Origin of the sequence: Oceanisphaera sp., assembly GCF_052084945.1 — a bacterium.
Taxonomy (GTDB): domain Bacteria; phylum Pseudomonadota; class Gammaproteobacteria; order Enterobacterales; family Aeromonadaceae; genus Oceanimonas.
In genome coordinates this window covers 1-12,790 of sequence record NZ_JBQDEX010000083.1, presented here as the reverse complement: position 1 = coordinate 12,790, position 12,790 = coordinate 1, and the positions used below count along the sequence as shown (strand labels likewise).

7 protein-coding genes are annotated in these 12,790 nt (G+C 46.2%); 5 read left to right on the top strand and 2 right to left on the bottom strand.

Annotated features, from left to right (window positions below):
* The first annotated feature begins 177 nt into the window (after positions 1 to 177).
* On the top strand, positions 178 to 1,662 hold the full coding sequence (locus tag ACTHY5_RS08550; protein WP_441878693.1) for an aldehyde dehydrogenase: 1,485 nt from the start codon (positions 178 to 180) through the stop codon (positions 1,660 to 1,662).
* A 146-nt stretch (positions 1,663 to 1,808) separates the two neighbouring features.
* Here ACTHY5_RS08550 and ACTHY5_RS08545 read toward each other — a convergent pair whose 3' ends face one another.
* Positions 1,809 to 4,259, bottom strand: coding sequence for a hybrid sensor histidine kinase/response regulator (locus ACTHY5_RS08545; RefSeq protein WP_441878691.1), 2,451 nt, complete (start codon positions 4,257 to 4,259; stop codon positions 1,809 to 1,811).
* A 12-nt stretch (positions 4,260 to 4,271) separates the two neighbouring features.
* Entirely contained in the window at positions 4,272 to 5,054 is a 783-nt protein-coding gene (locus ACTHY5_RS08540; RefSeq protein WP_441878689.1) for a response regulator, read from the bottom strand.
* Between the two features lie 675 nt (positions 5,055 to 5,729).
* On the opposite strand from ACTHY5_RS08540, the gene ACTHY5_RS08535 reads away from it, so the two are divergent.
* The 4 genes from ACTHY5_RS08535 to ACTHY5_RS08520 form a co-directional block, all read left to right on the top strand.
* A complete protein-coding gene (locus ACTHY5_RS08535; protein ID WP_441878687.1) occupies positions 5,730 to 7,442 on the top strand; it encodes a TolC family outer membrane protein in 1,713 nt (570 codons plus the stop codon).
* A 146-nt stretch (positions 7,443 to 7,588) separates the two neighbouring features.
* A complete protein-coding gene (locus tag ACTHY5_RS08530) occupies positions 7,589 to 9,721 on the top strand; it encodes a type I secretion system permease/ATPase (protein ID WP_441878685.1) in 2,133 nt (710 codons plus the stop codon).
* Positions 9,718 to 11,160, top strand: a complete 1,443-nt coding sequence (locus ACTHY5_RS08525; RefSeq protein ID WP_441878683.1) for an HlyD family type I secretion periplasmic adaptor subunit — start codon at positions 9,718 to 9,720, stop codon at positions 11,158 to 11,160. The genes ACTHY5_RS08530 and ACTHY5_RS08525 overlap by 4 nt, the downstream gene beginning before the upstream one ends.
* A gap of 257 nt (positions 11,161 to 11,417) precedes the next feature.
* Positions 11,418 to 12,790 (top strand): hypothetical protein (locus ACTHY5_RS08520; RefSeq protein WP_441878681.1); only part of this gene is annotated, 1,373 nt, incomplete at its 3' end.

Sequence of the window (12,790 nt, the reverse complement as noted above, 5' to 3'; positions counted from 1 at the left end):
ATAAAGCGTATTAAAAGTCCCCCAAGTGACATGCTGCTTTATAACAAGTCTGTGTATTTGCTTGTTATATTTGGCATTAATAGTAATTCGCCTTGTTGTTGTTGTCTTAGCCGATTAGAGTAAATATGCGTGCAGCGTCTTGTTGCCTGTTATCACTATTCTCAGGAGAGCATTATTATGGATTATAAAGACAAGGCGTATTGGCAGGGTTTAGCGGATAAAGTCACGCTTGAATCGCGGTTATTTATTGCGGGTAAATATCAAAAATCCCAAGCTGATGAGCGCTTTAGTTGTATTAACCCGGCAACCGAACACACCTTAGCTGATGTCAGTCGTGCTCAAGAAGCCGATGTAAATAAAGCCGTAGCTGCGGCCAGAAGTAGCTTTGAGTCGGGAGTGTGGGCAGATGCTGCGCCAGCAGAACGCAAGGCGGTGTTGCTGCGCTTGGCCGCACTCATAGAAAAGCATCAACATGAGCTGGCATTATTAGATACCTTAAACACCGGCAAACCGATTCGCCACAGCATGCGTGATGATGTGCCTAGTGCCGTGCAGGCCATACGCTGGTACGCAGAGGCCATTGATAAAGTGTATGGCGAAGTGGCGCCAACGGCCAACAATGTATTGGCATTTATTACGCGAGAGCCGGTGGGGGTGGTCGCCGCCATAGTGCCGTGGAATTTTCCCTTGGTGCTCGCCTGCTGGAAAATTGGCTCGGCGCTAGCAACCGGCAATTCAGTGGTGCTTAAGCCATCTGAAAAAGCCCCGCTAAGTGCTATTCGTCTTGGAGCGTTAGCTAAAAAAGCCGGCTTGCCCGATGGCGTATTAAATATTGTTCCCGGCCTTGGATTAGAAGCGGGTAAATCACTGGCACTGCATCATGATGTTGATTGCTTAAGCTTTACCGGCTCTACTGGAGTCGGACGTCGATTATTAGAATATGCGGGCAGCTCTAATATGAAGCGAGTGTGGATTGAAGGCGGTGGCAAAAGTGCCAATATAGTGTTTGCTGATTGCCCTGATCTCACTAAAGCGGCCACCACGTGTGCCGCGGCTATTTTTTATAACCAAGGGGCAGTCTGTATGGCTGGCGCGCGTTTATTGGTAGAAGCCAGCATAAAAGACGCTTTTATGGCTGAGTTTCACAAGGCCGCTGCCGCTTTTGTGCCCATGGATCCGCTCGATCCTCAAACTACTCTGGGGCCTTTGGTGGATAAAAATCACCACGCTAGTATTTGCCGCTATATCAATTTAGGAATTGAAGAGGGCGCCAAGCTAACGTTAGATGGCCGTGATCATCAGGGTTATTTTATGGGGCCCACAGTGCTTGAACAAAGCACCCCCACTATGCGCATTAGCAATGAAGAAATATTTGGCCCTGTTTTAGTGGTCGCCACCTTTAACACTGAGCAAGAAGCACTGGAGCTGGCTAATAGCAGTAAATATGGCCAAAGTGCAGGGGTGTGGACCACCCATTTACAACGAGCGCATAGGCTGGCGCGCAAACTTAAAGTAGGAGCCGTCTTTATTAATAGCTATAACGACAGTGATATGACAGTACCACTGGGCGGCGTTAAAAAAAGTGGCGACGGTCGAGATCAATCACTACATGCTTTTGAGCGATTTACCGAGTTAAAAACCACTTGGCTAACATTCGATTAGCCAAGCAGTTAGCTAAAGAGCTTAATAAAGTAAAAAGCTTGGAGCCTGACAAGCATGCGTTATGCATGTTGGGTTGTTTGCTTACGAACGAATGTATTAGTGGCCTTTTTTTGGCTGATTTATTTACAGCTTCATACTGTTTTAGGTCATTTTTCAAGCGAGCATAGTTTGGCAAGCTCCAGACGCAGGGCCAGTAAATCAATGGGCTTTGTAAGGTAACCATTAAACCTAAGTGATGATGACCCCAGTGCTGGTGATTGACTGGGGTCGGTCGCCGACAGTAATAACACTGGCACCTGAGGCCAGTGACTTTTTACCGCCTTTAACACAGCTAAGCCGGATGCTTCTGGTAGTTGATAGTCGGTAATCACAATAGCAGGTACATTTTTATGTGCATTGGTTGCAAACGCGGCCTCAATAAAAGCTTCTGCACTGTTCGCAAGTTGTGTTTCAAACCCTAAATGGCTTAGCTCATAATCAAGCAGCTCACTAAAGGAAGGGTTGTCTTCGATTATCCATGCGGTTTTACCTTGAGCATCAAATAAGGGAAGTAAATCTGGGGATGCGGGCAGTGCTAAGTTTGCTTGCTGTTCATCCCCTAAAAAATAAGGAATGGTGCAGTTGATATGAGTTCCCACCCCAAGCTCACTGCTTATGTCTAATTTACCCCCAAGGCGCTCTGTGAGTTCAAAACAAATTGCTAAGCCTAAGCCATTGCCAGGATTGCTTTTAGAGCTTTGAAAGTAAGGCGTATAAAGGTTGGCTAGTTGCTCTGAGTTTATTCCTTGACCGGTGTCACTCACTAAAAACTTCAGCGTTGTTCTTCCCTCTTTATCTACTCCCGTAGCAATCGACAGTGAAATATAGCCTTGTTGAGTATACTTGGCGGCATTACTGATTAGGTTAATTAATATTCGCTGTAACTTAACAGGGTAACAGCGGATCACTGTGGGTAGTTCGCAGTCTATTTTCAGTTGAAAGTGATTATCTTGCTGATGGGCTAATAAATAAGCCTGATTAGTCAGATTATCAAGAAATGCCATCAGGTAAACATCCCGTAAGGGAGCGCTAGCAAGCGTGGTGTTTTCTGTGTAATCCACCAAGCTGTCGATTAAATCCTTCATATAATAGGCACGGTCTTGAATAATACTATTGGCTTTTTGTAAGCTGAGTATTTGTGCGTCTTGTAGCTGAGCGCTGCCCAAAATTGCGGTCAGTGGCGCCCGCAGGTCATGAGATATTTGCCCTAAAAAGTTCACTTTTGCAGCATTAGATTTTTCTGCTGTTTCGAGTGCGCTATGTAAATCTGCGGTGCGAGCAATAATGGCTTGTTCTAATATTTTTTTGCTGCGAAGTTCGTGCTCTTTTAGTGCCAGCTCTGTGGCATTTAGGTGCTGTTTACGCTGCCAGCTGTAGGTCACTATTAGTGCTAAGGTCACTAGTATTTCCACGTAAATACGTGATACAGCAAAGGCTGAGGTGTAATAAAAATTGAAAGTGTAACCGACTAATAAAAATACCGAAACGAGCCAGTAAACCGCTAACAAACTGAGAAGAATAAGCTGCTGTTTGCGTTTAATACGCAGTGCGGGCCTGATCATGAACAACCACACGCCAGCGTATAACGCTGTGACTAAGATCCCCAACTGTCGAATGCTAGCCCCATCCAACACAAATGTGAGGCTGGCCATAATGCCTGCCATCACCGCACTCACCATCACCAACTTTTGCCAGCTGCGATGACGATTAAGCCCCAATAAAAAGAGGGAGGCGGTCAAAAACAGTTGTTCGGTAAATATCCAACTAGAAACCCTTAAATTAACAGAGTAATTTTCGAGCGCACTTAATAGGTAGTTACTAAAAAAACCGTCTTTTTCAGCTTCAAAAACAAAGGCCACAAATAACCAAACCCCCGTAATGATCAGGCTGGGGTTTGGCTGCAACAGCAAAATAACCAATAAGGTGATAATGCCCGAAAACAAAGCAACCTGAAAAGTCCGAGAGTGATAGGTGCTTTGTGTATAGGAAACAGGTTCCCAGCTTTGTATGTTGAGAAACGGTAGGCTGTCGCTATAAATCTTTAGATAGAGCTGCTGATACTCACCTGGGTTAACAATAACCGGCACGATCGTTTTACCATTTTTGACGCTGCGCTGTTCGAGCGCTACTTCAAGGCCGCTGGCATCTTGTTGTAGCAAGGCACCTGAGTCTGGGTTAAGCAAAAAGCTATCAACTCGATTCACTCGCCATGGCTCAATCACTAACCAGCGCATAATGGGGCGTTCGCTACTATTGGTTAAGGTGCTCGTTAGCCACACAGTGGTGTGTTGGCGCGGTGCTGCAAGTGCCTCTGCTTGGCTGGGCTGCCACTCATTAAAGTTTATGGCGTCTGACAGCTGACTTAATCCACTGTTTTTGGGACTGTTTAGCATAAAGGAGAGTAAGTTAGTGTTGCTTGATAACTCAGCTAAATCAGCAATAGGCGCGATATTATCTTGGTGCTGAGGGCGTTCAAAAGCGGCCGCGGGTTGCGTATTTAACAGCACGGCGATCATAAAAATACTAAATAAAACCATCCATTGGCGTAATATCAACAAGTGCCTTCTCTCTTAATTTGTTTGCTGGCGAAAGGTCCTTGGGCTTAACCCAAAACGCTCTTTAAAGGCGCTAGAAAAGTTAGCGCTGTTAGTAAATCCCACTTCATACGCAATGTCTTGGATAGGCGTTTGGGTTTGTTGCAATAACTGGCGTGCTTCTTTCATGCGCTCTTCACGTAAATATTCAAACACGGTAACGCCTGTACATATTTTAAACGCCATATTGAGTTGCTTGCTGTTAGAGCAAGTCAGCTTTTCTAACTCCGCCATCGACAAAGTTGTGGCTAATGAGTTGAGCAAGTGAACACGGGCATTATGAAATAGCACGGTTTGGCGATGACTCTGAGGCTGTAACGTGCTGCTGTTGTTAGCTACATCAGCCACAGGTTTTACATCGGTAATCTGTGTATTGCTTTGATGTTTTAAATGGATAACAAGACGCAACTTTACCTCATTAAAATCGAAAGGCTTAGTGATGTAGTCAACGGCTCCTGCTAACAGCCCGCGAATGCGCTGTTCTGATGAGGCCATGTTAGAAATAAAAACCACAGGGATATGCTTAGTTCTTGGATCTTGGGTGATCACCTTACAGGCATCTCGGCCATTACAACGGGGCATGTCTAAGTCCATGAGAATGATGTCTGTTTGTAGCAGGCGAGCTTTTTCAATGCCATCTAGCCCATTTACAGCATAAAAAACATGGCACCCCTGTTGTTCTAAATAGACAGTTAATAGCACTCTGGCCGCTTCTTCATCTTCCACAATTAAGATGCGTTTATTTTTTAAAGCATCCATTTCTTTAACTTCCTTTGTTTAAATCCGCCTAAAAATAATAAGTAGTGGCGAGTAAATCATCTAAGACAGGTCGTCTTTACTGAGCAGAAGATCATCTAGTTAGTGCTACACCGCCCGCTTTACATCTATCGCAAGAAAATAAAACTCCCACTGTTAACTAAATACGAATATTACCAAGTTTCTGCTTTTTTTACAGGGGATATGTTGTGCAGACCTAATGACATAAAGAGAAAAGAATTACAGTGAGTTAACCACGAGAAATGATCATTAAAGCTAACGAAATCAACCCATAAGCTGAGTAGTGATACGCGAGGCTAGAGCTACATAAATGTTGAACTTGCAGAAATAAAAAGCGCTCTAGAACAAGTTTTTATGCGTGAGCAAATGTTTAGTCTTATCTATGAGGTTACATTGGAGAGTATGCAAAGAGTTACTATTTTTATTAATCGTCCTGAAAGCTAAATACACTGGTGTTAACTAGTATATTCATCGATAAGCTTGGGTTTTAATAGTTTAATATGCGGAGTTTTGTAGGCTGATTGTTACTTTATTTTAACTACATGGTTGAACGCGCCGCTTACAGATAATAATTATGAGGATGGAATGCTCAAAGTCAAAGGTGTTATAAAGTTAGTGTTTACTAGCTTGCTATGTACAGCTCCAGTAGGAGGGCTGATGGCAGATCAGTCAGATAACTTACTGGCTGTTGTTAAAGAAACGCTAAATACTCAGCCTGAACTACAAGTACAACTGGATGCCTTTAATGCTGCGATACATGATGAGCGCCAAGCATTTGGTGGTTATCTGCCCACATTAGATGTGAACTTATCGGCAGGCCGTGCTAAACGGGATTTTGATGGCCGTGATGACTACTCGCGTAACTATGCGGAAGTCTCGCTAACACAAATGTTGTTTGATGGCTTTAGAGTACGAAGCGCATTGGCTAAAGCGGAGCATACTAGCTTAACGCGATATTATGAGCTGTTAGATGAAGCAGAAACAAAAGCCTTAGAAGCCAGTGATGCTTACATGAGCGTGTTGCGCCATCGTGAGTTAGTAAGCTTGGCACAAGATAATGTGGCTAATCATCAGCGCGTTAATAAGCAAGTTGATGAGCGAGTGCGTCAAGGTGTAAGCAACCGAGCCGATCTTCAACAAATTAGTGGTCGTTTATCGCTTGCCCGTTCAAACCTAATGACCGAAATTGCCAACTTACAAACAGTCACAGCACGTTTTCAGCGTTTAGTGGGGCGTTTTCCTGCAGAAAAACTCAGCATATTTGATGTGCCTGAACATGTCATACCTGATGACTTAAGCCAAGTATTAGAGACTGTGTATCATAATAATCCGTCTTTATTTGCTGCGGCAGAAAATACTCAAGCGGCTGAAGCGTCTTATAAAGAAACTAAGTCGAATCGTTATCCTACTCTTGAGCTAGGTGCTCGCCACGGCATTTATAAAAACAACAATAGCTTTGATGAGCGCACCGACCCAAGTCGTTACGGTGACGAAAGCATGATTGAGCTGCGTGCTAGCTATAACTTATACAATGGCGGTAGTGATCTTGCGGGTGAAAAGGCCGCTTATGAGCGTATTCACCAGGCAGAAAGCTTGCACCATAAAACCTGTGTCGACTTACGCCAAACCGCGTCTATTTCTCATGCTGATATGGTTAATATTGCGCGTCGTCTAGACACGCTAGCAGAGCACAGCGCGGCGTCTGCAGAAGTGGTGGTTGCGTATCGACAGCAGTTTAATATTAGTCGTCGTAGTTTATTAGATGTGTTGGACTCAGAAAACGAGGCTTTTCAAGCAGAGCGTGCTTATGTTCAAGGGGTATATGATTTGCAATTAGCCCGCCTGCATACTTTACACGGCATGGGTAATTTGCTCGACTTTTTATCAGTTACTACTGACAAAGTCCCTACCTTAAGTGATTTAAATGGTTCTCCGTCGCCTACTTCACAACATTTTTGTTCAGCCAGTGCCGTTGAGAAATTTGATTACGACCGCTACATGCAGCCGGTTAACGATCAAGATACGCTTAACTTAAGTGGCGATACCCTATTCGACACCAACAGTGCAGAGCTTAAGCCCGAAGCTTTAAGAGAAATTCAGGAGTTTGTTCAGTTTACGTTAGAGCAGGGTGCCCCCCAAGCCATTCATATTGTAGGGCATACCGACAGTGACGGTTCAAGTACATTAAACCAAACCTTATCGCTTAACCGCGCCAAGGCCGTGCGCCAAGCATTAATTGATAGTGGTATTACTAGAACCGTGCTCACTGTTGCCGGTGCTGGAGCTTCACAGCCCACAGCAACAAATAACACCGCACCAGGAAAAGCACTTAACCGCCGGGTTGAGCTAAACATCACGCGTGCTAAATAAAAGCTGCTTAGGCAGTCAGAAGTAAGAGCCTGACCCTAATGGCTATATGTATCGCACAACACCTTTTTGCTTATGCGAAGAGGGTTGTGCGCCACTCATTAGTGTTTATGTTTTTTTAGACCGCTTTAAGCTTAAATAAGGATGTTATGCCAATAACGGATGATGCCATTGGTGCTTGTTTACTATGGTTAGCTAAAACAAACGGCACCACCTTATCATACGATGCGCTAGTGGATGGCTTACCCCTGGTAGATGGGCGTTTGTCGCCCTCTATTGCAGCGCGGGCGGCGGAGCGAGTTACGCTGAGTGTTAACTTAGTACGCCAACCCATTACACAACTCAACCGTTTACTTTTGCCCTGCATTATTTTGTTAGAGGGGCATCGTGCTTGCGTATTAGAAGCGATAGACGTTCAGCAACAAAAGGTGCTGCTGCGAATGCCAGATTTGGATATGCAGCAGCAAGAATTAGCATTAGATGATGTTAGTGCGCAATACAGCGGTATTGCGTTGTATTGTCGCCCCCAATTTCAGTTAGCTGACGGCGGCAGTCGGGATACTCATACACCTGAGCACCAAGGACATTGGTTTTGGAGTGTGATCCGCGCTAACCGTCGGGTGTACCGAGATATTTTAATCGCGGCCTTTTTCATTAATCTATTTGCCCTCACCATGCCGCTGTTTGTGATGAATGTGTACGATCGAGTAGTACCCAATCATGCCACAGAAACCTTATGGGTATTGGCCATAGGTGCAATAGTGGTGGTGTGTGCCGATTTAGTGTTGCGCATGTTACGCAGTTGGTTTGTTGAATTGGCGGCCAGTCGAGCTGATCTTCGGTTATCTGCACATATTATGGAGCGAATATTAGGCATGCGCCTAAAGCACAATCCGCAGTCTGTGGGTTCATTTGCATCTAATGTGCAATCGTTTGAGTCGGTGCGCTCCTTTATTGGCTCTATGACCATTACCACATTAATCGACTTACCGTTTTTTCTATTATTTGTGGTGATTATTGGCTTAATCAACTGGCTGATGGTGATCCCCGTATTGGTCGGGGCGGCCATTGTGATCCTGTATGCCCTCTCGGTACAGACCAAAATGCAGCAGCTATCTGAAGTATCTAGCCAAGCCAGTGCTCAGCGTAATTCAGGTTTAATAGAAAGTCTTACTGCCGCACCGACATTAAAAAGCTTTAACGCCACCTCACGTATGCAAACTCAATGGGAACATGCTACCGAGTTTTTATCTGGCTGCGCTGGCAAACAACGTTTGTTAGGGGCTTCGGTTGGCGCAGGTGCAGCCTGGATCCAGCAAGTGGTGGCCGTCAGTATGATCATCACAGGCGTGTATTTGGTGATCAAGGGCGATATGAGTCAAGGCGCACTCATTGCTTCTTATATGCTGTCGTCACGGGCCATGGCTCCGGTGTCACAAACGGCCTCGTTACTCACGCAATATCATCAAGCGGCCACGGCACTTAATTCCGTTGAAGACATGATGGAGTATGAACAAGAGCGTGATTTTTCGAAACAGCAAGTGAGCCGAGGTCGGCTCCGTGGTGAAATTGAATTTCGCAATGTGTCTTTTACTTACCCCGATGAAGAAAAAGCCGCCCTTAATAATGTGTCGTTTCATATACGCGCGGGCGAACGAGTGGCACTGCTTGGCCAAGTTGGCTCAGGCAAAAGCACGATAGAAAAGCTGATATTAGGTTTGTATCAGCCCAGTACCGGTAGCATTTTTATTGATGGAGTACACATTAATCAAATCGACCCGGCCGAACTGCGCCGCCATATTGGTTATGTGCCACAAGATGTGCAGTTACTTAGTGGCTCAGTGTACGACAATGTCACCTTGGGTCAGCCTCATGCGAGCCAAGAACGCTTACTACAAGCGGTGCATGTGTCTGGCTTAACCCGACTGATTGGCCCTCATGCCGATGGCATGGCGATGCAAGTTGGAGAAGGTGGTAGCCGCTTGTCTGGAGGGCAACGACAGACGATTGCCGTAGCAAGGGCTGTCATGGCAGATAGCGCTATGCTGTTACTTGATGAGCCCACCAGCGCCATGGACTCTAATTTAGAAAATCACGTTAACAAAGGCTTAGCGCAATTTAGTCAAGGCAAAACACTGCTGTTAATTACCCATAAAACCGGCTTATTAAACATGGTGGATCGATTAATTGTATTAGACGGTGGCACAGTCGTGGCCGACGACACTAAGCAGCAAGTGTTGCAGGCACTAGAAACCGGCAGTATCAAAAGGGCCGCGCCATGAGTGAGCAACACCATAACAAACAAAAATCAGCAGAGCAGCACGCCTTTGAACAACTGAGCAAAACCAATGCGGTGGGGCTAAGCGGAAAACGCTGGGTTGACCGTTTATTTAGGCCGTTATTTTCTGCTTTTACCCAGCGCTCAGGCCACTGGCAGCAAGATGCCCAGCACGCCATAGAGCGTCAACAAGAATTGCGCGCCCGCGGTTTACTCTATGTGATAGCCATCATCTTTATTGTGCTTATCACTTGGGCGGCGTTTGCTCCCATAGATGAAGTGACGCGTGGCGAGGGTAAAATTATCCCCTCACGTCAACTGCAAGTGGTGCAGTCGCTAGATGGCGGCATGATTGAAGAGTTACTCATTACAGAAGGTGACACCGTGACCCAAGGGCAATTATTAGCCCGTATTGACCCCACTCGGTTTGTGGCCAACTTTGAAGAAAGCAGCACCCGTCTATTTGCTTTAAAAGCTAAAGTGGCGCGTTTAAATGCCCAAATAAAACAACAAACCTATGAGCCTGCATTTAGCTTGGCGGTCACTGAGCAACAAGTGAGCGTGTTAAAACGTGAGCAAAACCATTATCTAGCCAGTTTAAGTGAACTCAAAAAACGTCAAGCCGTGGCACAAGAGCAAGTGAGTCAGCGCCAACAAGAATTAAGTGAGACTCAATCCCGATTATATACCGCACAACAAGCGTATCGCATGTCGAGTAAAGAGCTGGCCGCCACGCGCCCTTTGCTGGCCACAGGGGCAGTGTCAGAAATTGATATTTTGCATTTGCAGCGTGATCAAGCCGCGGCCAATGGAGAGCGCCGACAAGCTGCAGCGCGAGCCAAGCAAGTAGAGGCCAGTATTCAAGAGGCCGAAGCGCGGTTACAAGAAGTAGAGCTGACCCTGCAGAGTCAGTGGTATAGCGAGTTAAGTGATGCCGAAACCGAAATGAATAGCCTAAATCAACATGTAGAAGGCTTAGCAGATCGCGTTAAATTGGCTGATATTCGCTCACCGGTAAATGGCACTGTGCAGCGGATATTACTGAATACCGTAGGCGGGGTCGTTCAGCCGGGTAATGCTTTAGTAGAAATCGTCCCGAGTGACGACCGCTTACTGGTAGAGGCCAAAATTGCCCCTAAAGATATCGCCTTCTTACGGCCAGGCTTACCCGCCACTATCAAGTTACATGCCTACGATTTTGCCATTTATGGTGGGTTAGAAGCAGAGTTACAGCACATTAGTGCCGACACCATTACTGATGATCGTGACAATACTTTTTATGTGGTACGGGCTATAACCACAAGCGCCGATGCAGCACGTCATTTGTCGGTGATCCCAGGAATGACGGCCCAGCTTGATGTGTTAACCGGTAAAAGAACCATTTTATCATATTTGCTAAAACCCTTATTACGGGCCAAAGCCAATGCGTTGAGTGAACGGTAAAAACAGAGTGCCCGGCGCCCAGCTACAAGCGCCCAGGAAGACTCGATCTGCCACGCAATACACGGACTGACACGGAAAAATCATGGAAAGTGGGGAGTAGGGATTGGGAATTAAAACTGCGGTCAGCTAAAGAATGAAGCTGGCGCGCACTCTGTAACTTATAGCGGCCGCTTAAACACGGCGCAATTAATCGCATTTAACAAATATCAAAGGTATCTCCAGGATGGCGGTACGCCTATTTTTATGAAGAGGTTTTTATGAGCACACAAGCAACTATTGTATCCCTCGAAGGCCAAGCATGGGCGCAATCTAGCGCGGGTGAACGCCGTGCCTTAAAAATAGGCGACCGCTTAACAGCCGATGAAGTCCTTGTTACTAGTGACGATGCCGTCATTGGTGTTGATTTTGGTCACGGTAATCAACTCACCTTTGTTGGCGCGCAGCAAATGACGGTGGCTGATGGCATTGAGCTTGCAACTGAAAGTGCTGAAGACAGCGGCCAGCTCAGCCAACCATCAGACTTAGCCCCCTTGCCTGAACTTGAAGAGATAGCGCCAACTAATACCAATGAAACGCCCATTACTCGTGGGCGGGTAGTATTAAAAGAAGGGCACGATTTTGTAAACTTAGTGCGCATTAGTGAGCAAATAGAAGCCGATGGCTTTACTCCCGTCACGTTAGTGCGCATTCAAGAAGAATTACGCCCATTTGGTATGAGCTTACCTGAATGGCAAGACGATACAGAGCATAGGTATGAGCATAGTGGTTGGACAGAGCGCGAAGTGGGCCCTGCATCACGCAGCCCTGTTATTAGTGTTACCTTAAAAGGGGCTGGCGCAGATGGTATTTATAATCAAGACGAAATTACCGACGGCACAGTGCCTGCATATATCACCCTAGATAGCCAAGTTAGGGCTGGCGATATATTGGTGGTGACAGACAGTAAAGGGAACACACTGCTCAACCGACCTGTTACAGATGAAGAAGTAGCTAACGGGTTAATTGTTCAGGTACCGGTTTCACCTGGTGACAAACAAGTCACGGTTAATGCCACTATAACGACCCCAAGCGGCAGTTCCAGTACCGACTTTGATAACAAACCAGTAGATAACGTCACGCCCACGGTTGAAATTGAACTGCAAGGTGCCGGCCCAGACGGCACCTACAATGAGTCTGAAATTACCGATGGCAAAGTACCGGCTGAAGTCACCTTAGATCCCAATACCGTTAAAGTGGGTGACACCTTAGTGGTGACCACGCCCGATGGCGAAGAACTGCTTAACCGCCCTGTCACTCAAGACGACATCAGCAAGGGTGTAACGGTTGACGTTCCAGTAACGCCGGGCCAAGAAACCGTCACCGTTGAAGCGACCATTACCGATCCGGCAGGCAACAGCAGCGATGCGACCGACGAAAAACCAGTGGATAACGTCACGCCACAGCTTGAAATTGAGCTGCAAGGTGCCGGCCCAGACGGCACCTACAATGAGTCTGAAATTACCGATGGCAAAGTACCGGCTGAAGTCACCTTAGATCCCAATACCGTTAAAGTGGGTGACACCTTAGTGGTGACCACGCCCGATGGCGAAGAACTGCTTAACCGCCCTGTCACTCAAGACGACATCAGCAA